This window comes from Paenibacillus sp. FSL H3-0321 (assembly GCF_038002865.1).
Classification (GTDB): domain Bacteria; phylum Bacillota; class Bacilli; order Paenibacillales; family Paenibacillaceae; genus Paenibacillus_AQ.
On sequence record NZ_JBBODH010000001.1, the window covers coordinates 4,641,937 to 4,662,275 of the forward strand.

Below are 20,339 nucleotides of genomic sequence, written 5' to 3' on the forward strand. Positions count from 1 at the left end.
ACAAAATGTGCCTGTGTACATAATAATGGTTTTAGGGATAAATGAATAGTAATTTGCAAAGAAGCAGGCTGTTTTCAGCCTGCTTCTTGTGGAGGAATTAGTGTCCGCCGATTCTGAAACCCGAAGTAAGAGCGATAACTACGGAAGCTACAATAATAGCATTGATCGCAAGACGGGAATATTTGATGCCTTCCAGTTTCTTTTTCATGGGAACTCCTCCTTTCACTTGGTTAACGGCTTATCCCTGTACTTTGGGCAATGTTTTCAGGTCTGCAGCAGCCGGTGTCATTATCGAAAGAATGTAGAGGAAAATCCCGAGATTCATCACTACATCTCCGATGCTGATCGCCTGGGTACGCGGATAAGGACTGGACAGGGGGATGATATCGCCAAGAAACGGCAGGCGTGTTGAGGCGTCAAGCAGATAGTGCTTGGTCACCACATCGCCGCTCTGCAGCATCTCCAGATAAACCGGATCGAGTACAGAAGCCGCTTCAAAGGATACCGGCATTCTCCCTCCGTTGACGAGCATAACCAGGAAGTTAAGGAATACACCCGTCATAATGAGCCAGAATCCTTTGTTGTGCCGGTTCAACCATAAAAAAATCAGCCCAACCACATACACAGCGGTAAAGATATAACCGCTGGCTGCGGCTACAGTGGACGACCGCTCCTGAATATAATACATAAAAAATTGGAATACCAGTAGCAGCGGGAAGATCCATCCTGCCTTGAGCCGAATGTTGCTGAACTGGACGAGGCCGTGTCTTAAACCGCCCCGGAAGAACCCTACAATTAGACCAAGAATGATGCCATCGTAAACCATTACCCTACCTGCCTCTGTTCAAGAATGGAAAATGTGAAATAATTGGATTCCTGAGTCTTTCATTCGTTATGCTTCGCCAAAATACCTTTTTTTAGGAAGGTTATTTTTCCTTGACATACCCATGGGGGGTATATTAAACTTAAATTGCAGCCAGGATACAAGGAGGTGCGTATATGGTGCCCAAAGAAGAAAAGCTGTCTCCTGAATCATGTGATAGCAGTTGTCATACCCCCGGAGAACGCAAGAGCCACCATTCACCGGAATTCAAGAATGGGCTCACGACCCGCCTCAACCGGATTGAAGGGCAGATCCGCGGCATCAAGGGCATGATCGAACGGGATACCTACTGTGACGATGTGCTTAATCAGCTCGCAGCAGTACAGGCTGCGTTGAATGGTGTCGGAAAGCTGTTGCTTGAAGGACATATGAAGAGCTGTATTATTGAGCGCATTGAAGCCGGAGAGCATGAGGTTATTGATGAGCTGCTGATCACGGTTAACAAGCTTATGAAATAAGGATTGTACACCAACAAAGCTAAGCGTATGCTTTCGAAGCCAGTTTTGTACGAAGTAGAATCAACGAAGTAAAGCCAACAAAACTATTTAGGAGGTTTTTAATATGTCAAACGTAACGTTAACTGTAGAAGGAATGTCCTGCGGTCACTGTGTCAGTGCTGTGGAGAAAGCCGTAAGCGGTCTTGGCGCTGCCGCCAAAGTCGACCTGCCTGCGAAGACTGTCGCTGTTGAATACGATGAGAACAAGGTAAGCCTTAGTGCGATTAAGACAGCGATTGAGGACCAGGGATACGACGTGGTTTAAGTCGGATGAATGAATATGAGGCTTGGGGCGGGGAACTATGCAGGTTCCGTAGGCTTCAGCCTTTTCTTTTACACATTAATATACCCCTAAGGGGTATAAGGAGGCGCGGAGATCGTGGAGAAGACGACAGAATCCGGCCTGCAGCAGACAACGCTGCAGATTACCGGCATGACTTGCTCGGCTTGCGCGGCCCGGATCGAGAAGGGGCTGTCCCGGATGGAGGGGGTATCGCGGGCCAACGTCAACCTGGCGCTGGAGCAAGCAACAGTGGGCTTTGATCCAGCGGTAGCGGGATTGCCGCAAATTGAAGAGAAGATCCGCTCGCTGGGATACGATACGCTGAAGGAGTCGGCAGATTTTGATATTACAGGAATGACCTGTGCCGCTTGCTCGGCAAGGATTGAGAAGGTGCTTGGGCGCATGCCTGGAATCGCGGCGGTCAATGTGAATCTGGCCCTGGAGACGGCGCATGTCGAATATACACCGGGAAACATCAGCACGGCTGAGATCATGGAGAAAGTAAGCAGCATCGGATATAAGGCTGCGCTGAAACAGGACCGCAAGGACACGGCCGATCAGCGCAGCCAGGAAATTGTGCGCAAGCGGAATAAATGGATCATTTCCGCAGTTCTGTCCTTTCCCCTGCTCTGGGCGATGGCGGCGCATTTCTCCTTCACTTCATGGATTCCGGCACCGGATATACTGATGAACCCCTGGTTCCAGCTTGTGCTGGCGACCCCTGTGCAGTTCATTATCGGCTGGCAGTTCTATGTCAGCGCCTATAAGGCGCTGAAGAACGGCAGTGCCAATATGGATGTGCTGGTTGTTCTGGGCACCTCGGCTGCTTATTTCTATAGTCTGTACCTGACGATAGATTCCTTGTCGATGGCAGGCATGAGCCATTCGGTGGAATTGTATTACGAGACCAGCGCGATTCTGATTACGCTGATTCTGGTCGGCAAATGGTTCGAAGCACTGGCCAAGGGCCGTTCCTCCGACGCCATTAAAAGCCTGATGGGCCTTCAGGCTAAGACGGCGCTGGTCATCCGTGACGGTGTTGAGCTCAGTATTTCTGTGGAAGAGGTCATTCCGGGAGATATTGTGCTGGTTAAGCCGGGAACCAAGGTGCCGGTAGACGGCGAGGTCGTTGAAGGGCTGTCATCTGTGGATGAATCCATGCTGACAGGCGAGAGCATTCCGGTGGAGAAGAAGCCGGGAGATACTGTCATTGGGGCAACACTGAACAAGAACGGAATGCTGAAGATTAAGGCACTCAAAGTTGGCCGTGACACCGCCTTAGCGCAAATCATCAGAGTAGTGGAGGAAGCGCAAGGCTCCAAGGCTCCGATTCAGCGGATTGCTGATGTGATTTCCGGCATCTTTGTGCCGATCGTGGTCGTAATTGCCGCTGTAACCTTTGGAGTCTGGTATATCTGGGGAGCGCCGGGCCAGTTCGCCGATGCACTGGAGAAAGCTATCGCTGTACTGGTCATCGCCTGTCCTTGTGCACTGGGTCTGGCTACACCAACCTCCATTATGGCCGGATCGGGACGCGCGGCTGAATTCGGGATTCTATTCAAGGGCGGCGAACATCTTGAAGCCGCGCAGGGGATCAAGACCGTTGTGCTGGATAAGACGGGAACTGTAACCAGCGGCAAGCCGGTGCTGACGGATATTATAACGACAACGGGAATCGCCGCACATGGCAGAGTACTGGCCGAGAACCGGCTGCTGTCCGTTACGGCGGCTGCCGAGAAGCTGTCGGAGCATCCGCTGGCGGATGCCATCGTGGCTGGTGCCGCGGAAAGAAGCTTGGACCTGCCGGGTGCCGAGCAGTTTGAGGCGGTGCCGGGACGCGGCATTTCTGCGGTGGTTGACGGCCAGAGCATCCGCGTGGGAACACGGCGGATGATGGAAGAAAGCGGTGCAGACACCGGTCCGTGGACCGGGCTGATGCAGAAGCTGGAACAGGAAGGCAAGACGGCGATGCTGGTATCCGTGGACGGGGCTGTTGCCGGGATTGTCGCGGTTGCCGATACCATCAAGGATACTTCGCGGGCTGCCGTAGCCAAGCTGCATGATATGGGCATTGAAGTGGTCATGATTACGGGAGACAACAAGCTGACAGCCGAAGCCATTGCCGGGCAGGCCGGCATCCGTACGGTGCTGGCCGAGGTGCTGCCGGAAGGGAAGGCTGCCGAGATCCGCAGGCTGCAGAGCGGGGGAACCAAGGTGGCGATGGTCGGGGACGGCATCAATGATGCCCCTGCCCTGGCCACTGCCGATACCGGTATGGCTATTGGTACCGGCACCGACGTAGCGATGGAAGCAGCGGATATTACCCTCATGCGGGGCGATCTGATGAGCATTCCGGATGCGATCCTGATGAGCCGTAAAACCATGACCAATATTAAGCAGAATTTGTTCTGGGCGCTTGCTTACAATACCATTGGGATACCGATTGCTGCGCTGGGCTTTCTGGCACCATGGCTTGCCGGTGCGGCAATGGCCTTCAGCTCTGTATCGGTCGTGCTGAATGCGCTGAGGCTGCAGCGGGTCAAGCTGTAAATCTCATAATTTTCTCCACAAGGGGAATGCTCCATTCTTGGAGCAGAACGGAAAAAAAAGCCGCCGGGCATTAAGCCCCGGCGGCTTTCTTGCGTCCCAGACGGTTGGTGCCAATAACCCCTGCAATAATCAGGAACGATCCGATCCAGTGATACACAGTGATGTTTTCCCCGAGAAAGACCGCCCCGGCCGCAATGGAGACGATGGTCGAGAGATTGGTGAACACACTCATAAGGGAAGCTTCGATTTTGGACAAAATATAGGTTGATGTTAGGGTGGTGACGAGCGACGCTATAATACCCAAGTATAGGGTAGACAAGATAAAGGTGCTACTGCCGAGCGGTTTAAAGAAATCGCCAAGCGTGCCGCTGGACACATGTCCGGTAAGCGAAATGATCAGGAATGTGGCGAAGCCAATCCCCATCATCAAATAGCTGAGTTCAGCGGGGCTGAAATGCTTGGAGAGTGACCGTGCCAGTACGCTGTATCCGGCAAAGGCCACACAGGTCAGGAATAACAACACAATCCCGGTCATGTTGGACAGATTAATACTGCTCCCTTTCATGACAAAGATGAACAGAACGCCGAATACGGACAGGAAAATACACAGCTTCTGTAGAAGTGTCGTGCGCTCTTTCAAGAATATAGAGGCGATGATCATCGTCACAACCGGGGTGAAGGAATAGAGAATTCCTCCCTCGGCAGAGGTGGCATGCTGGAGCCCGAATACCTGAAGGGTGAAAAATCCGAGCGGGTACATGGCTGCCAGCAGCAGCGCTTTACCAATTGGTTTGCCGCTGTAGGATATTTTGACCCAGCCGAAGGCGACCGGGATCGACATCACTATAAACGAAGCCGCGAAGCGGTAGGTTAACGTATCGAGCGGTCCGGCATGACCGAGCGCTACTTTGGTGAACAAGAATGAGAATCCGATAATAACTGCGTTAAGCACGGCAAATATATAAGCCAGCTTGAGTCCTTTTTGCGGCATAGTAGCATCTCCTTTTCGTTAACAGGACAGGATCGTATAAACGTCTTATCTGTTACTTTAAAATTAAAGGGAAATGTCTGCCCGAACAATACTGTTTTTTCATGACTGTACCGATACAGTTAATAGATTCCTATATAATGAATAAAGACGAATAGTGGTAACATGAATTTACAGTTAGTGTAGAAGGCCATTCAGGAGGCGCATCATGAAAAAGTATCTTTCGGTCTTGTCTGACATGGAAAACCGGATCAGAGAGGGGCAATACAGCCCGGGGCAAAAACTGCCTTCCGTGCGTAGCAGCGCAGAATTCTACGGCTGCAGCATCAGCACCATTCTGCGGGCATACGGGGAACTGGAAAGACAACACGCGATTTATTCTATTCCGCAGAGCGGATACTACATGGTTGAAAGGTCTGAAGATGCGGGACCTGCCAGGGGCGGGGAGACGATTGATTTTGCCTCAGCCTCGCCCGATCTGAATGTGTTTCCGTATTTGGATTTTCAGCATTGTCTCAATAAAGCGATTGACAGGCACAAATACCACTTGTTCACCTATGGAGATGCGCTGGGACTGGGTACGCTGCGCCAGACTCTTGTACCTCATCTGGCCGAATATCAGGTCTTTGCCAAGGTGGGGCAGATCATCATCACTTCGGGAACCCAGCAGGCGTTGGAGGTGCTGGCCAAGATGCCATTTCCGAATGGCGGGACAGAAATCCTTGTTGAACAGCCCGGATATGATCTGTACCTGCGTTATTTGGAGGCGGAGGGGATGCCGGTGAGCGGGATTGCCCGTTCGGCAGCCGGCATTGATCTGCGGGAGCTGGAGGAGAGGTTCAGCGGCGGGGGAATCAAATTCTTTTATACCATGCCCAGATATCATAATCCGCTCGGAACCTCTTTCAGTACGGAGGAACGGAAAGCCATTGCCCGGTTGGCCGGCAAATACGATGTGTACATCGTTGAGGATGATTATATGGCAGACCTGGGTGCAGAGCGGCGCTTTGATCCTATTTATGCGTATGACCAGACTTCACATGTTATTTATTTGAAAAGCTATTCCAAAATCATTTTTCCGGGTCTCCGGCTGGGCGCGGCTGTTGTACCGGAAACCCTGTTTAAGACATTCTGCGCGTATAAAGGATACACGGACAATTCGTTATTGTCCCAAGCAGCCCTTGAGGTGTATATCAGGAATGGCATGTATGAGCATCACAAGCACAAAATAAAAGCTCTGTATGCCGAAAGAATCAGCGCAATGTACGAGGCACTCCAGCGGCACAATACGGAAGGACTGATTGAAGTGTCTTCGGACAGCTCCGGGATCTACATGCAGTATAAGCTGCCGGAGACAGTGAATTTGGATCGTGTGGTCAAGCGGCTCGCACAGCGAAAGATCAGCGTCGTGTCAGGCAAGGGATTCTATATGACCGGTTACGGGAACCGGGAGAAGTTTATGCGGATCAGCATTTCACGTGCCCGGCTGGACCAGATCGACGAAGGCGTCAAGGCTATTGTCCAGGAAGTGAAGCGCGGGGGCGGATGGTAAAAGTGAAGCCTGTATTCATTTGTTTATGCACTGATTTGTGTTCATAATATACTTGAAGTCCAGAAAAGAACGAAGTGCTAATAAGGAGAAAAGAGAGGCGAACAGATCATGAAACCGAATAACGAAACCCTTGAATTATTAAACCAGCATGTCTCCGTCCGCCAGTACCTGGACAAGCCGGTAAGTGAAGAACAGCTTGCTGCCATCATCGGCGCAGGCCAGATGGCTTCGACCTCCAGCAATGTCCAGGCCTATAGTGTCATTGCAGTCACTGAGCCCGGGCTTAAAGCACAGCTTGCCGCCCTCTCGGGCAATCAGGCTTATATCGAGCAGTGTCCGGTCTTCCTGGTCTGGTGTGCTGATCTGTACCGGCTGCATGAAACAACGGCACACTATTTGCAATCCGCCGAATCCTTCGATTCCACTGAAAATTTCATTGTTGCCACCGTTGACGCAGCGCTTGCGGCGCAGAACGCTGCCATTGCCGCAGAATCGCTAGGTATGGGCATCGTCTACATCGGCGGAGTCCGCAACAATATCGCCGAATTGTCGGAGCTGCTGAATCTGCCTGAACGGGTCTATCCGGTATTCGGCATGTGTCTCGGCTATCCTGCCGGGGCCTCCGGACTGCGTCCGCGTCTTCCGCTGGAAGCTGTACTGCACCGGAACGGCTATGACAAGGCCAAAACTGCCGGGCAGGTTGCAGCTTATGACGAAGTGTCGAGTGCCTATATGCGCGAGCGGACGGGCGGACAGAGTGATGCACCCTGGTCGGCTATGATGGCTAAACGTTTTGCGGAGCCGGCCCGCATGCATATGAAGGAATTTCTGCAGGAAAAGGGATTTATGCAAAAATAGCATGGTTATAAGCTTCTTGAAGCGATGCAAAGAGCCTCATGCCAAATGCTTGCCGTTTGGTGCGGGGCTTTTTGCCATGCGTTTATGGCAAGGTGACAGTTGTCATCTCAAAGGAATGACAGTCCATACTGATCTTATTTCCCCGTTTTTTATACCATAGAAATATAGATCAGGGCTTAAGATACGGGGGGAACGGACATGGACGGTATAGAGAATGTGATCGAAATGGATGGGGTAAGCAAGATATTTCACGGCAAAAAAGCGGTGGACGGCATTAGCTTCAAGATCGGCAGGGGTTCGGTTACTGCGATTCTGGGGCCTAACGGGGCGGGGAAAACGACCGTGTTATCCATGCTGCTTGGACTGAAGGAGCAGACGGAAGGCAGCATAAAGGTGTTCGGGCTTCCGCCCGGGAGCCGGTTGGTCCGGGAAAAAACGGGGGCCATGCTGCAGGAAGTAAGCGTAATGGACCGGCTGAAGGTCCGGGAGATCATCGCTCTGATCCGCAGCTATTACCCGCAGCCCATGGCTATGGAGGTTCTGCTGCAGGCGACGGGCCTTGCCAAGGCCGATCTGCAGCGGTATGCCGAGAAGCTCTCCGGCGGCCAGCGGCGCAGCCTGAATTTCGCGCTGGCCCTGGCGGGCAACCCGGAGCTGCTGTTCTTTGACGAGCCGACAGTCGGGATGGATATTACAGCGCGGCGGCATTTCTGGGACAGGGTGCGCGGACTGGCCGCTGAAGGAAAGACGATCCTCTTCACGACCCACTATCTGCAGGAGGCCGAGGATATTGCCGACCGGATTCTGCTGTTCAGCCGCGGCGCTCTGGTGGCGGACGGCAGCCCGGATGAGATTAAGGGGAGAATTGTGCGGCAATCGCTGTCCTTTCTGGCTGCAGGCGATCCTGAAGAGCTGCGCGGACGGCTGCGGCAATTGGCAGCGGTCGAGGAAATGTACGATAAGGACGGCCGGATTGTGGTCACGACAGAGAATACGGACGAGGCGCTCCGTGCTATTTTTACCGGCGGGCTTGAAGTGAAGGATGTGCGTATTGATCAGGGCAGGCTGGATGAAGCCTTTGAGCAATTGACGATTCAACCGGAGGAGGGCGTAAAGCCATGAAAATAATTATCAACCAATGCAAGTCCGAGCTGCTGCGGATCTTCCGCAATCCTTATTATGTGTTCTGGTCGCTGGTCATGCCGATCATGTTCTATTTCATCTTCACTAAAGTGGTGAATACAGGCATGGACGACGCGGCCCTCTGGCAGGCTCATTATCTGATGTCGATGGCGGCGTTCAGTGTAATGGGGTCAGCGATCATGACGCTTGGCATCCGGCTTGTGCAGGAGCGGACCCAGGGCTGGAATACCTTTATCCGCATTACTCCGCTGCCGTCCTATGTCTATTTCATCGGCAAAATGTTTGCTCAGATGGTCATGCAGCTTTTCTCCGTGGTATGCATATTTGCCGCCGGTTATTTGATGAACGGGGTGTCCCTGACTGCAGGGCAGTGGCTCTTCAGCGGATTATGGATTGTTGTCGCCTCCCTGCCTTTTCTGGCGCTTGGCACACTTGTCGGCTTTATGAAACGGGTAGATACGGCAAGCGGTGTCAGCAATGTGCTCTATATGGGGCTGGCGCTGGCTGGCGGCATGTGGATGCCGCTGGATATTCTTCCGGAGCTGATGCAGCGGATCGGCCGCTGGCTGCCTTCTTATAATTATGGAAACGGGGCTTGGGAGATTGTGCGGGGCGGCCATCCACAGTGGAGCGGTGTGCTGATTTTGCTCGGCTATCTGGCAATATTTATGTTACTATCGCTGTATATTCGAAAAAAACAGGAAGCGGTGTAATGCATGTTGTCAGGCAGGAAGTTTCGGTTGTTCCCGCAAAAATACGGTTTTTTCCCTTTTGTATGGATATTCTATTTGTTGCTTCCGGCTTTTAATCTACAGGAGGAGCGGGGCCTGAAGCTGATCATTGGAGCAGCTCTGCTGCTGCTCTTCGCCGTGACATACCGCCAGTTATACTGGGCCGGTGACAAAGCCTTTAACTACTGGCTGGGGCTGCAAATGCTGCTGATTGTGGTGCTGAGCCTATGCTACAACCCGCTTAATTTTTTCATGGGCTTCTTCTCTTCCAACTTTGTCGGCTGGTATGCCGGCAAGAGAGAGTTCAAGATAGCTTATGCTGTCTTTTGCGGTGTGATTCTGGTACCGCTGGTTATAGCGGCATGGGGGATGAATCTGTATGACCTGCTGTTCTTTTTTCCTTTTTTAATTATCATGCTGGTCTCTCCGTTCGGGATAAAATCTCTAGGCCGTAGAAAAATACTGGAGAAACAGCTGGATCAGGCGAATGAAGTCATCGAGGAGCTGGTCAAACGCGAAGAGCGGATGCGGATCGCCCGGGACCTGCATGATACGATGGGCCATACCCTGTCGCTGATTACACTGAAAAGCCAGCTTGTCGAGAGGCTTGTCGCCAAGGACCCGGAGCGCGCGCAGGCCGAAGCCAGGGAGATTCAGCGCACCTCGCGTGCGGCACTGCGCCAGGTTCGCGAGCTGGTCTCGGAGATGCGGGCAGTTACCGTAGCCGAGGAACTGGCAGAGGCCGGGAAAATGCTGCGGGCTGCGGAGATCGTCCTTGAAGTGCAGGGGGAGGTGTCGCTGGAGGACGTGCCTGACCTGACACAGAATATCCTCAGCCTCTGCATCAAGGAGGCGGTGACGAATATAGTGAAGCATAGCCAAGCCACCCGTTGCCGAATCGGAATTGCGCTGACGGAGGGGGCAGTGCGGATCACCGTTGAGGATAACGGAATTGGACTCACTCCTGATGAAGCAGGACGGGAACGCCGCGACGGCAACGGAATGAAAGGGATGGCCGAGCGGTTGTCGCTCGTTGACGGCTCAATGACATTAAGCTCCAATCCGGGCGGGGGGACAGCATTATCTGTAGTGATTCCAAGGATTATCAAGGAACATAAGGAGGGGGAATTGGCATGATAGGCATTGTAATCGCCGAGGATCAGCGTTTGCTGCGCGGGGCGATGGCCTCGCTGCTTGACCTGGAGGAGGACATTGAGGTTCTCGGAGAGGCCGGCGACGGGGCGGAGGCGCTTGCGCTGATCGAGCGGCTGGAACCGGACGTATGTCTTATGGACATTGAAATGCCGCTGAAGAGCGGGCTGGAGGTGGCGGAGCTGCTGAAAGCCAAAGGCTGCCGGACGAAGATCATTATCCTGACGACCTTTGCCCGGCCGGGCTATTTCGAACGGGGCGTGAAGGCTGGGATTCAGGGCTATCTGCTGAAGGACGAGCCGGTCGACAAGCTGGCGGATGCGATCCGGCGCGTCATGGAAGGACACCGTGAGGTCTCGCCGGAACTGGTCTTCGGCAGCCTGCGGGAAGAGAATCCGCTGTCCTCCCGTGAACGGGAGATTCTGCGGCTGGCCGGAGCAGGGCAGACGGCTGGTGAAATTGCCGGGAGTCTGCACCTATCCTATGGGACAGTCCGCAATTACATCTCGGAAATTCTGGGCAAGCTGGAAGTGAAAAGAAGGATCGAAGCCGTACGGCTGGCTGAGGAGAAGGGCTGGATCTAGGCGTTTATTATCTCTTGATATTTCTGAATGCTGCGGTGGGCGTGCTACAGGTGGATTGTTACTGGTTACGTCCGGATAAATTCTATTAAGGTTGAATGCTTAATGGAGCGGCGGGAAGGGGGCCAGTAGTCTCTTTATGGAGCTGATGTATGCCTATAGCTTAAAGGGGAATGGTCCCGCTAATTATGCCACCGACAGAATGGTGCGGCAAGCAGAGGGATTTACTACCGGTAATTCCTTTGAAAATGGAAAAAGGGCTTAGTAATTGAATAATATAGGGAGTAATTCCCTCTAAATCAATAAATATAGGTTTTATATGAAAATAGCGGGCGTGTTTCCTTTTGTTTGTGTTGCGGAGCCCTGTGCTGCCTGAATCAGTGTCGCATTCGGGTGCGGTTATCTTGAAATAACTACATATTATTAAGACCAGCCGTCCGGTTCATCGGGCGGCTGGTCTTAATGTACAGGCTGTTAAGCGGATATCGCTTAAGATTACTTGGCGCTCTTCGCCTGCTCTTCCCGCATCCACTGTGACAGCTGGCGCTTGAGCTGGAGGAATTCCGGCGAATCGGCGATTTCCTCGCGGCGCGGCCGGGGAAACGGGACATCAACCGTATGCAGGACGGAGCCGGGACGTCCGGAGAACACATAGATGCGGCTGGAGAGCAGCAGCGCTTCTTCGATATTGTGGGTGATGAACAGCACGGAGCGGCGGTTCTCCTCCCACAGCTCCAGCAGCCAGCGCTGCATTTCGCTGCGCGTCAGCGCATCCAGCGCGCTGAACGGCTCGTCCAGCAGCATCAGCTCCTGCGGCGCGAGCAGCGCCCGTAGGAAGGCAGCCCGCTGCTGCATGCCGCCCGACAGCATATGCGGGTAGGCCCGCTCGAAGCCGCCAAGGCCGACCTTGGCCAGCCAGTGGCGGGCGGTTTCCCGCGCCGCAGTCTGCGGCGCGCCCTTAAGCTCACCGGCGAGCAGGACGTTGTCCTCGATGCTCCGCCAAGGGAACAGCGCGGGCTGCTGCGGCATATAGCTGATCTCTCCGCGCTGCCCTGTAACAAGGTTGCCGTTCATGCTTACCGTTCCGGCATCCGGTAGCTCCAGGCCCCCGATAATATGGAATAAAGTGCTTTTTCCGCAGCCTGAGGGTCCGACAATTGAGACGAATTCCTGCGGCTGCACTGTTAAGGATACGTTGTCCAGCACGCGGGTTTCGCGGCGGCGGTGGGTGAAGGTTTTGGAGATTCCTTTTACCTCAAGTGCAGGTGGTAAGGTCCTGGATTCAGGAATACCGGCTGCTTCAGTGCCGGATGGCGGGTTGTCTGTAATATGCGGCATTGTCGGCCATCCTCCTTTTCTAGGAACTTTTGCGCGGTTTCCAGCGCACCAGCCATTTCTCCAGCAGCGCGATAAGTGCGAACAGCACAAGACTGAGCAGCACGATGATGGCAATGGCGACGAATACGCGGTCTGTGCGGTAAGCGGATTTTTGCAGCAGCATGTAGTAGCCGATGCCCTTGTCAGCGCCGATCCATTCCGCAACAACAGCGCCCATTACGGCATAGGTGGCCGAAATTTTAAGCCCCGAGAACAGGGCGGGCAGGGAGCCCGGAAGCTCCAGCTTGGTGAAGATCTGCCATTTGTTCGCGCCGGCCATCTTCATATAGTTCAGCATGGTCCGGTCGCTTTGCATCAGGCCGCCCATGGCGGCGACTGAAACCGGGAAGAAGCAGACAAGTGTAATCAGCACAATCTTCGGCAGCAGCCCGAAGCCGAACCAGATAATCAGCAGCGGCGCGAGCGCAATGGAGGGCACATTTTGACTGAGAATGAGCAGCGGGTAGAGCGCTCTCTTGAGCCAAGGCAGCAGATGCAGCAGCAGGGCGACAATAAGACCCACGCCTGTGCCGATGGGGAAGCCGATCAGGGTAAGGCGCAGCGTAGCCGCTGTATGTGCCCAAATGCCGGAAGCATTGCCCGAGGTTTCCCGGGCGATATCGCTTGGACTGGGAAGGATCCATGACTCGATATGGAACAGGGATACCGAAACTTGCCATAACCCCAGAAAAAAGACGACCGCCACAAGGGGCGGCCAAATCTGTTTCCAATACGATCTCACGGCCGGTATTTCTCCGTCAGCTTGTCCATGCTGATTCCATTCGGGTTATGGGCGATTTTGATCTGGGAGATGATGCTCGGACTGCCTGCTGCAATCAGGGCTTCATGCATCTGGCGCACAACCTCAAGCAGCTCGGTGATGTCGCCCTCCATCGTGGTCTCCAGCGGGTTCACCTGATGTTTTACACCTGATTTCTGAATCACTTCGATGGCTTTGTCCACGTAAGGAATCGAATCCTCGTTGTTCGGAGTTTTGGGAATTACCTGAATGCTTAGCAATGTATTGGCCACAATATATCAATCCTCTCAGTTTAAATGGGTAATCTGCGTACAGCGCGAAACGAACATTCAATCACTTCATCCTTAATCAGTTAGCTGGCAAAAACTCATTCGTAAATGTGCTTGGAACATCCAGCGGCTGATCGAGCAGCTTCAGGCCATACATCCAGTCGGCGTAATCCTGCCAGACCTCGCTCTTCTGCTCGCCCCAGCGGACGGCATCATCCTTGTATTTCGGGCTGAGCCATTTCTGGCTGGCCAGGACCAGCTTGGGATCCAGCTCGGGAACAGCTTTGGTTAGAATGGCTGCGGCTTCCTCCGGCTGATCAATGGCGTATTGATAACCTTTCGAGGTAGCCTTAAGGAAAGCCTTCACCAGCTCCGGATGTTCGGCAATTTCCTTCTCGCTCGTAGTCAGTACCGGTGTGTAGTAATCAAGCTGGGGTGCATAATCCTTGAGGTAGAGCATGTCGAGCGGTTCTCCGCGCAGCTCCGCTTCAATCCCGGTCCAGGCATAGAAGATCCAGGCAAAATCAATGTCGCGTTTCACGGCGGTGAAGAAGTCCGCTTCACCGATGTTCACCAGCTTCACCTTTTTCACATCTCCGCCTACGGGGTCCATAATGGCTTTCATGGCCGCTTCTTCGGCAGGGGAACCCCAGCCGCCGTAGGTTTTGCCTTCGAAATCCTTCGGTGTCTTAATATTGCGGTCTTTCGGTGCAGCGAACCCGGAGGTATTATGCTGAATGATAGCGGCGATGGACACGAGCGGCACCTTCTGCAGGCGGGCCAGCGTCAGCGCCTCTTGGGCACTGATGCCAAAAGCGGCTTCGCCCGAGGTAACCATCGTGTCGGACCCGGCAGCGCCCGGCTGCACGATTTCAACATCCAGCCCTTCCTCTTCGTAATAGCCCAGCTCTTTTGCCGCATAAAGCCCGGTATGATTTGTATTCGGCGTCCAGTCCAGCGCGATCTTTACCTTGGTCAGCTCCTTCGGAGCGTCCGTTGCTGCCCCGGCAGTGGTTTCAGGAGCAGTGGTGCTGTTCCCGGCAGTCTCTGCCGCATTCCCGCCGGAGTTCCCGTTGCTATTGCCGCATCCGGCAATGGCAAAGACCAGCATGCAGGTGAGGCTGAGCTTTAATACTTTTGTGACTCCCATTTCTCTTCTTCTCTCCTTCCAGCAACCCTAGTCTTCCAAATTCTGAATAGTCCCATACAAAAAAGGCGCCCCGAGAATCGGGACACCAGTTACTTGCGCAAGGTTGTGCTTGGGCCATAAACGGCCGTAAGCGATTGACGATTCCTACGCTGGCATTATCCAGATCAGGTATAAGGGTCAGTATCTTGTGGGACACAATCTCAGCCGGCCAATTCCAGCACCCCTGGTACTATGAAGTTATAGGTATTGCTGTGTTCTTACGGTGTATTATAGACGCCCGCTCCATAGTTGTCCAGTAGCAACTCTGCTTAGCTATCAAGCTTCAGCGGCAGGCGCCACGGCCCTTTGAGCAGAAAATGCGGCTCAGAAAGCTTAAAACGCAGCTTATCCTCCCCGGGTTTTGCTTCTAAATGGAGGGTTTTCATCACGCCGTAGGTCTGGTCCGTATTCACCCAAGAGAACGAGCTGTTGTCCGCCTGCCCCGGATAGCGAATAAGGAAATACTTCAGCGTCCGCAGCTTTGCGGCATTGAAATTCACATTCACATCGACGCTGGCAGCCGTCTCGCCGGTACGTTCAATGCGGGTGAACTCTACCGGAAAGCCCGCGATTTCCGCGCGCGTGTGGAGCATTTTCTCCTGGCCGATATCAGGCAGCGGAATCTCTACTTCTGCAGATACGGCGTCACGATCTGAAACTTCAATATAAGGAATGAAGACCGTATAAGGCCAAGCGCCCGCCCCGGCAGTCTCATGAAACCGGAAGTCGGAAGGATAGGACATGGATTCAGGCTGCTCCAGTGCAGCCTTTTCTCCTGCCGCGTTCTCTATATAGAGACCTGATCCAGGCACCAGCGGCTCCAGTCCGTAAGAATGGACAGTCAGCCCGGATTCCCCCGTCAGTGTGGGCAATAACTGGACACGGACAAGCCTGCCGCCAAGGTCCACCGGAAAAGCAGTAATCCGCACATCCTGCTGTATATCGCTTGCGCCGAGTTCCCCGAGCTCCTCAGCTGTCTTCGGAGCGGTGAGCTGTAACGGACCAACGGTTGTGCCGCCCAGATGCAGGGTTAGAAGATTATCCTGCTTCAGTTGCACCGCTTGAGTTGAACTGTAGCTGCCGTACCACTCACTCTCCGAGGACGAACGCATGTAAGAGGTGAAAGTATAGCGGTTGCCGCCGATATCTGCCTCAAATTCGCTGACTTCAGGGACTTTCCGGCCGCGAAGCGTAATGCTCACGCCAAGCTCTTGCAGGAGAACGGCATCCACGGTCAGACTTCCGTCCCCCACAGCAATGTCATAGGGTTTGCCCAGTACATAGATCCGGTCACCGGGGCTGTTCTCCACAACGGTGCCGAAGCCAGGAAGGAAACTCAGCGCCTTTCTTAACCCGGCCTGTACCTCAGGAGAGAAAGCGAGCATACCGGCAGCGATGAGTATTACTGCCGCTGCGGCCGCGAAGATATTCCGCCTCCGGGATCTCCGGGCGAAGGAACGGAAGGCGTGGACAGCGGCTTCGGGCTCCAGACGGGCAAGTGTACGTGCTTTGACGCGGGCGAGCGAAGCGGCTTCCTCTTCGTCTGCGGGGCGCGGACCTTGGTCAACCTCCGGCAGAACACCTAAGGCAAGCTCTGCATCGCTGAAGCTCATAGAATCAATCATCCCGAACAGGCGCTGTTCCTCAATTTTCATGTCTTTGGCCATGTTGCGTCTCCTTTCCCTGACTCTCAGACAGGCCTAGCGCCTGCTTGATCAGCGTCCGGCAACGGTATAAGCGGCTTTCGACTGCCCTTTTACTGAGACTGAAGGTTTGCGCTAGCTGATCAAGGCTCTCATAAAGGAAATATCTGCGCAGAAACAGGCTGCGGTCCGGTTCGCCCATCTGCTGCACGCAGCCGATCAATTCACTGGCCGTCTCGCGGGAAAGAACTTCCTGTTCGGCGGAAATCTCATTCGATGTAGCTCTGGAGGCAGCTGCTTCTCCGGTTCCGCCCCGGCGCAGCAGCTTGCGTCTAAGGTCCAGCGCTTTGTATTTGGCCAGCAGGAACAGCCAGGTGCGGAAGGAGGCGCGCTCGGGCTCATAACGGCTGATTCCGCTCCATGCCGCCATAAACACATCGCTCACACATTCCTCAACATCCTCCGCGCTTCCGGTACCGGACAGAATACGCCGGACCAGTCTTTGCACATCGGGGCCAAAGAAATCAATCGCTTCTGCGAGTGCTTTTTTATCTCTGTTTTTGAACCGCCCGGCCCATGCCAGGCTGTCATTAGGATTGAACGTCATAGGCAACCTCCGGCGTATATACTATTCATTACTACGTCGCCCGGAGGGCAAATCACTCATGCGGGTTTCCGGCAGCCTGTTAATCCTTGGAATAAAATCTTTTTCTGCGGCGGCTGCGGATTCCGTTCCACAGCTCTTTCAGCGTCAGGAGGATGCTGACGAGGATCCCGGTGAAGGTGAGCAGCAGTGCCAAATATTCAAAAGGAGAGTATTCCAGCATTTTGCTCCATTCAATGCGTCCCTTCAAATCTTCAATAACCTGGTTCATCCCGTAGATGCCGCTTACCACTGTGAAGACGGTCAGAATCATCAGCAGCGTATCGCGGCGTTTAGCCTGGAATTTCTCCTGGTACTGGAACAGGTCGTTTAGGGTCATTTTGACTTCATCAAAGAGGGCGTCATTGCCGTATACTTTGCGCAGCTGGATGAAGATCTCCCGGCCCTGCGACTGTGAAATCAGCTCCAGAAAATAAAACTTGGCCGAAAACTTGTTAATCAGGAAGATCAGATTCTCAATTTCATCATAATCGTGGTTGATACGCAGCCGGGAGTGGAGATTGGAAAGCTTCAACAGGACGATTTTGTGGAAAATACTAAGGAGCAGCCCGTAGTAATACTGCCCGTACATCTGATTGACCAGTGGAGTGGCTACCTCCGGTTCGGCCCGGCTCAGGCAGCAGAAGGTTTGCTCGTTGGTCATATAGTAGGTATCCGGCCCCCAGCGGTTGTACGAATGTGCCTGGCAGTACTCTTCGATGTACTCGGGATCGCTGGCGCTGATATAGGGTTTTCCGTCCAGATTCAGCCCATCCAGCTGGGAGGCGCGGTAACGCAGCTCCACACTGATTTCGTCTGCGTCCAACTGCCGGTTGAAGCCATAAAAGGCTTGGACCAGCATTCGTTCATCAACGAAGAAGGGAAGCGTCTCGAAGTAGGCCCCGTCAATTTCTGATTGGTCCATAAACGGCTGCAGGCCATCGGCCAGATTCCTGAACACAAAATCCTCCACCTGATCGAAGGTTTTGTCCTGGCAATGGATATATGTATGTTTGTCCTGGTAGGAGACATCCTCGAGTGTGCGGAAACGGTCGGCGAATTCCAGCGCGGTGCTGAAGGGCAGGTTCTCTTCCTCGATGCGGACTCTTACGGTCAGAAATCCAAGCTGAAACGGACAAATGAATACATCCGTCGAGAGTACCCGGAAGTTTACGGATTGCTGTGTCATTTCCAGCCTGCAGGCCAGATCGTTTACCCGGGAAAACCGGCGGAAGGAATCTTCTTTATCCTTGTCCCGCGGGAATAGGACATGGGCTGCGAACGGCAGATAGCTGCGCTCCATTTTCTCATGGGATACGCAGTAGCCTTCGCCGTAATAAGCATCCTCCAGCTCTTTGTTGTCAAGAAAAAAACAAGTGAAGCCGTCAAGCCCAAGCTGCCGGGCCAGGCTCTTGTCCTCACCGTCCTTGATGGAGAAGGGGAAAATAAACTGCAGCAGAGCGGTATGTAGTGTAGGTTCGGTGTGTTCGGAGAAATGCTCAGTCATTAATGGTTCCACCCTTATGCACAGGATATTGACATGTTCTATATTACCCTAATTTCTAGGCTGCCAAGCTGAGCACAAATAGGATTCCTGCAAAAATGGCCAGTGCCTGCAGCCACGGCGATGACATACATCCAGCCCCAGGGCGGGAGAAAAGCATAAGCGAGTTCATGATTTTGTCCCGGATTCATTCTGAACCGGACGGGTACACTATAATAAGCACACATATTGGAAGGAGCTGTTTCGTCAATGGATAACAATGAGCTGGAGCAAAATATCATCAAAGCGCTGGATGACAATAAGTTCGGTTCCTTCGGCACGATAGAAGCCGGCAACAAACCTAAGGTGCGTTATATGGCGGTATTTCATGACGGATTAAATATTTACCTCGCTACCAATCGGAAGACGCATAAGGTAGAAGAGCTGAAGGATAATCCGCATGCTTTTCTGCTGCTTGGATATGAAAAGGGCGGCGGCAAGGATGTGCTGGAGATCGAAGCAACAGTCGCGGTCACCAAGGATGAAGGCTTGCGGGCCAAAGTATGGAACAAATCACTGGAGCAATGGTTCAAGGGACCGGATGATCCTGACTATGTCATTCTGGAGCTTGCACCGGCACGGATAGAGTATGTTGGCAAAAACGAAGAGCATGGCGTTTGGCAGCCTACAGCCGCAGTTAACGGCAAATAAATCTAAGATTTGAAGCAGCTGGCCATCTTAAACCCTACGGTTTATAGATGGCTTTTTGCCGTCCGGAAGATAGCTGGCTTATGGTAAATCATGTTATAATTACTGGACTGAAATCAGACATATCTGGATGGATTGCAGAATGAGTGGGCTACGCCGCTGTCCCTATGTATAAAAGGGCATACCCGGCGTATTCCTGTGGAACGCTGGCTGACGCTGGAACAGCTGAGCGTCCGGTTTGCCAGTGATAATCTGATCACGATCATTTCCAATCATGATTTCTGCAGCCATTTGCAGCCGATCGTGAACTTTAACGAAGAAATTGTGGGTTTTGAATTGCTGCTGCGGCCATTGCCGCAGGGTAGCCCCTTTCAGCCCTATGAGTTGTTTGAGATTGCCCGCCGGACCGGCTTCCACTCGTTTCTCGACCGGGCTGCACGGATCTCGGCGATTGAGACCGGCAAAAGACTGCTGCCTAAGGGCATCAAGCGGTTTATCAATTTTCTGCCCTCTTCTATCTATAATCCTAAATATTGTCTCACTCATACCTTCGAAGCGATTCATCGTTTGGAAGAGGACCCGGAAGACTTTGTATTTGAAGTCGTGGAGACGGAGAATATAAGCGATATCAGACATCTCCAGACCATATTTGCTGAATACAGGCAGCAGGGCATGCGGGTGGCGCTGGACGATGTGGGCGCGGGCTACTCTACAGTGGAAGTCATGTCCAGATTGCAGCCGGATTATGTAAAGATTGACCGTGGTCTGATCAGCTTCTGTGATCAGGACGACCGGAAACAGAGAAGCGTACTCGATATTGTGAACAGGGCCGGTTCTTTTGTTGCCAAGGTGCTTGCCGAGGGAATTGAACGGCGGGAAGAGTTCCTCTTCTGCCGGGACATCGGCATTGATCTGGGCCAGGGGTATCTCTTCGGGAAGCCGGATGACAAGCCCCCGGCTAGTTTTGGAAACCGTGCATAATCAATACAACCTATATCCTCCCCGAAGCGCAGACGGTCATCCGCCGCCTTCGGGGATTTTATGATGTC

20 protein-coding genes and 1 riboswitch are annotated in these 20,339 nt (G+C 53.2%); of the genes, 11 read left to right on the top strand and 9 right to left on the bottom strand.

The features are described from left to right. Positions 1 to 238: 238 nt before the first annotated feature. Positions 239 to 826 carry a DUF5317 domain-containing protein gene (locus MHI45_RS20675; protein ID WP_038585121.1) on the bottom strand — a complete coding sequence of 196 codons (588 nt, stop codon included), beginning with the start codon at positions 824 to 826 and terminating at the stop codon, positions 239 to 241. A 173-nt stretch (positions 827 to 999) separates the two neighbouring features. Between MHI45_RS20675 and MHI45_RS20680 the strand changes: the two genes are divergently transcribed. The 3 genes from MHI45_RS20680 to MHI45_RS20690 all read left to right on the top strand — a co-directional run bounded on the left by MHI45_RS20680 (position 1,000) and on the right by MHI45_RS20690 (position 4,213). Continuing rightward, positions 1,000 to 1,341 carry a metal-sensitive transcriptional regulator gene (locus MHI45_RS20680; protein ID WP_341119353.1) on the top strand — a complete coding sequence of 114 codons (342 nt, stop codon included), beginning with the start codon at positions 1,000 to 1,002 and terminating at the stop codon, positions 1,339 to 1,341. 103 nt (positions 1,342 to 1,444) lie between these two features. Continuing rightward, positions 1,445 to 1,645 carry a copper ion binding protein gene (locus MHI45_RS20685; protein ID WP_038585127.1) on the top strand — a complete coding sequence of 67 codons (201 nt, stop codon included), beginning with the start codon at positions 1,445 to 1,447 and terminating at the stop codon, positions 1,643 to 1,645. Positions 1,646 to 1,759: 114 nt separating this feature from the next. Then, positions 1,760 to 4,213, top strand: a complete 2,454-nt coding sequence (locus MHI45_RS20690; protein ID WP_341119354.1) for a heavy metal translocating P-type ATPase — start codon at positions 1,760 to 1,762, stop codon at positions 4,211 to 4,213. Between the two features lie 70 nt (positions 4,214 to 4,283). Here MHI45_RS20690 and MHI45_RS20695 read toward each other — a convergent pair whose 3' ends face one another. Then, complete coding sequence (locus MHI45_RS20695; protein ID WP_341119355.1) at positions 4,284 to 5,204, bottom strand: DMT family transporter; 921 nt, start codon at positions 5,202 to 5,204, stop codon at positions 4,284 to 4,286. A gap of 205 nt (positions 5,205 to 5,409) precedes the next feature. Here MHI45_RS20695 and MHI45_RS20700 point away from each other — a divergent pair, with 205 nt between their 5' ends. The 6 genes from MHI45_RS20700 (at position 5,410) to MHI45_RS20725 (ending at position 11,221) form a co-directional block, all read left to right on the top strand. Next, entirely contained in the window at positions 5,410 to 6,753 is a 1,344-nt protein-coding gene (locus MHI45_RS20700; protein ID WP_341119356.1) for an aminotransferase-like domain-containing protein, read from the top strand. A gap of 108 nt (positions 6,754 to 6,861) precedes the next feature. Continuing rightward, positions 6,862 to 7,611: an oxygen-insensitive NADPH nitroreductase gene (gene nfsA, locus MHI45_RS20705; RefSeq protein ID WP_076111644.1), complete on the top strand. Its 750-nt coding sequence runs from the start codon at positions 6,862 to 6,864 to the stop codon at positions 7,609 to 7,611. A gap of 207 nt (positions 7,612 to 7,818) precedes the next feature. Continuing rightward, the gene (locus MHI45_RS20710; RefSeq protein WP_144024361.1) at positions 7,819 to 8,733 is read left to right on the top strand and encodes an ABC transporter ATP-binding protein; all 915 of its coding nucleotides are present in this window, start codon (positions 7,819 to 7,821) and stop codon (positions 8,731 to 8,733) included. Next, positions 8,730 to 9,467, top strand: coding sequence for an ABC transporter permease (locus MHI45_RS20715; RefSeq protein ID WP_076111648.1), 738 nt, complete (start codon positions 8,730 to 8,732; stop codon positions 9,465 to 9,467). The genes MHI45_RS20710 and MHI45_RS20715 overlap by 4 nt, the downstream gene beginning before the upstream one ends. A gap of 27 nt (positions 9,468 to 9,494) precedes the next feature. Continuing rightward, positions 9,495 to 10,622: a sensor histidine kinase gene (locus tag MHI45_RS20720; RefSeq protein WP_306080831.1), complete on the top strand. Its 1,128-nt coding sequence runs from the start codon at positions 9,495 to 9,497 to the stop codon at positions 10,620 to 10,622. Continuing rightward, entirely contained in the window at positions 10,619 to 11,221 is a 603-nt protein-coding gene (locus tag MHI45_RS20725; protein ID WP_076111649.1) for a response regulator transcription factor, read from the top strand. The genes MHI45_RS20720 and MHI45_RS20725 overlap by 4 nt, the downstream gene beginning before the upstream one ends. Before the next feature lie 492 nt (positions 11,222 to 11,713). Here the strand turns inward: MHI45_RS20725 and MHI45_RS20730 are convergent, their stop codons facing one another. The 7 genes from MHI45_RS20730 to MHI45_RS20760 all read right to left on the bottom strand — a co-directional run bounded on the left by MHI45_RS20730 (position 11,714) and on the right by MHI45_RS20760 (position 18,606). Further along, positions 11,714 to 12,556 (bottom strand): ABC transporter ATP-binding protein, encoded by an 843-nt coding sequence (locus tag MHI45_RS20730; RefSeq protein ID WP_083675711.1) that lies wholly within the window; start codon positions 12,554 to 12,556, stop codon positions 11,714 to 11,716. A 19-nt stretch (positions 12,557 to 12,575) separates the two neighbouring features. After that, on the bottom strand, positions 12,576 to 13,337 hold the full coding sequence (locus tag MHI45_RS20735) for an ABC transporter permease (RefSeq protein ID WP_038585149.1): 762 nt from the start codon (positions 13,335 to 13,337) through the stop codon (positions 12,576 to 12,578). After that, the gene (locus tag MHI45_RS20740) at positions 13,334 to 13,627 is read right to left on the bottom strand and encodes a thiamine-binding protein (RefSeq protein ID WP_076111651.1); all 294 of its coding nucleotides are present in this window, start codon (positions 13,625 to 13,627) and stop codon (positions 13,334 to 13,336) included. Before MHI45_RS20740 ends, MHI45_RS20735 begins: the two co-directional genes overlap by 4 nt. 76 nt (positions 13,628 to 13,703) lie before the next feature. Further along, positions 13,704 to 14,774 (bottom strand): ABC transporter substrate-binding protein, encoded by a 1,071-nt coding sequence (locus tag MHI45_RS20745; RefSeq protein ID WP_076111652.1) that lies wholly within the window; start codon positions 14,772 to 14,774, stop codon positions 13,704 to 13,706. A gap of 124 nt (positions 14,775 to 14,898) precedes the next feature. Then, a riboswitch (TPP riboswitch) is annotated at positions 14,899 to 15,009 on the bottom strand. Between the two features lie 73 nt (positions 15,010 to 15,082). After that, entirely contained in the window at positions 15,083 to 16,480 is a 1,398-nt protein-coding gene (locus MHI45_RS20750) for a hypothetical protein (RefSeq protein WP_076111653.1), read from the bottom strand. After that, positions 16,458 to 17,063, bottom strand: coding sequence for a sigma-70 family RNA polymerase sigma factor (locus MHI45_RS20755; RefSeq protein WP_076111655.1), 606 nt, complete (start codon positions 17,061 to 17,063; stop codon positions 16,458 to 16,460). The genes MHI45_RS20750 and MHI45_RS20755 overlap by 23 nt, the downstream gene beginning before the upstream one ends. A gap of 79 nt (positions 17,064 to 17,142) precedes the next feature. Continuing rightward, positions 17,143 to 18,606 carry a hypothetical protein gene (locus tag MHI45_RS20760; RefSeq protein ID WP_076111657.1) on the bottom strand — a complete coding sequence of 488 codons (1,464 nt, stop codon included), beginning with the start codon at positions 18,604 to 18,606 and terminating at the stop codon, positions 17,143 to 17,145. A gap of 246 nt (positions 18,607 to 18,852) precedes the next feature. Here MHI45_RS20760 and MHI45_RS20765 point away from each other — a divergent pair, with 246 nt between their 5' ends. Together MHI45_RS20765 and MHI45_RS20770 are read left to right on the top strand one after the other, a co-directional pair. Further along, positions 18,853 to 19,293: a pyridoxamine 5'-phosphate oxidase family protein gene (locus tag MHI45_RS20765; RefSeq protein WP_076111659.1), complete on the top strand. Its 441-nt coding sequence runs from the start codon at positions 18,853 to 18,855 to the stop codon at positions 19,291 to 19,293. A gap of 132 nt (positions 19,294 to 19,425) precedes the next feature. Next, positions 19,426 to 20,271 carry an EAL domain-containing protein gene (locus MHI45_RS20770; protein WP_076111660.1) on the top strand — a complete coding sequence of 282 codons (846 nt, stop codon included), beginning with the start codon at positions 19,426 to 19,428 and terminating at the stop codon, positions 20,269 to 20,271. The last annotated feature ends 68 nt before the right edge of the window (positions 20,272 to 20,339 follow it).

Excerpts from the sequence above, each read along its gene's own strand:
- MHI45_RS20730 (WP_083675711.1), bottom strand. The coding sequence starts at position 12,556 with ATGCCGCATATTACAGACAACCCGCCATCCGGCACTGAAGCAGCCGGT.
- MHI45_RS20675 (WP_038585121.1), bottom strand. The coding sequence starts at position 826 with ATGGTTTACGATGGCATCATTCTTGGTCTAATTGTAGGGTTCTTCCGG.
- MHI45_RS20680 (WP_341119353.1), top strand. The coding sequence starts at position 1,000 with ATGGTGCCCAAAGAAGAAAAGCTGTCTCCTGAATCATGTGATAGCAGT.
- MHI45_RS20745 (WP_076111652.1), bottom strand. The coding sequence starts at position 14,774 with ATGGGAGTCACAAAAGTATTAAAGCTCAGCCTCACCTGCATGCTGGTC.
- MHI45_RS20765 (WP_076111659.1), top strand. The coding sequence starts at position 18,853 with ATGGATAACAATGAGCTGGAGCAAAATATCATCAAAGCGCTGGATGAC.
- MHI45_RS20700 (WP_341119356.1), top strand. The coding sequence starts at position 5,410 with ATGAAAAAGTATCTTTCGGTCTTGTCTGACATGGAAAACCGGATCAGA.
- MHI45_RS20715 (WP_076111648.1), top strand. The coding sequence starts at position 8,730 with ATGAAAATAATTATCAACCAATGCAAGTCCGAGCTGCTGCGGATCTTC.
- MHI45_RS20760 (WP_076111657.1), bottom strand. The coding sequence starts at position 18,606 with ATGACTGAGCATTTCTCCGAACACACCGAACCTACACTACATACCGCT.
- nfsA (WP_076111644.1), top strand. The coding sequence starts at position 6,862 with ATGAAACCGAATAACGAAACCCTTGAATTATTAAACCAGCATGTCTCC.
- MHI45_RS20750 (WP_076111653.1), bottom strand. The coding sequence starts at position 16,480 with ATGGCCAAAGACATGAAAATTGAGGAACAGCGCCTGTTCGGGATGATT.
- MHI45_RS20685 (WP_038585127.1), top strand. The coding sequence starts at position 1,445 with ATGTCAAACGTAACGTTAACTGTAGAAGGAATGTCCTGCGGTCACTGT.
- MHI45_RS20725 (WP_076111649.1), top strand. The coding sequence starts at position 10,619 with ATGATAGGCATTGTAATCGCCGAGGATCAGCGTTTGCTGCGCGGGGCG.
- MHI45_RS20755 (WP_076111655.1), bottom strand. The coding sequence starts at position 17,063 with ATGACGTTCAATCCTAATGACAGCCTGGCATGGGCCGGGCGGTTCAAA.
- MHI45_RS20695 (WP_341119355.1), bottom strand. The coding sequence starts at position 5,204 with ATGCCGCAAAAAGGACTCAAGCTGGCTTATATATTTGCCGTGCTTAAC.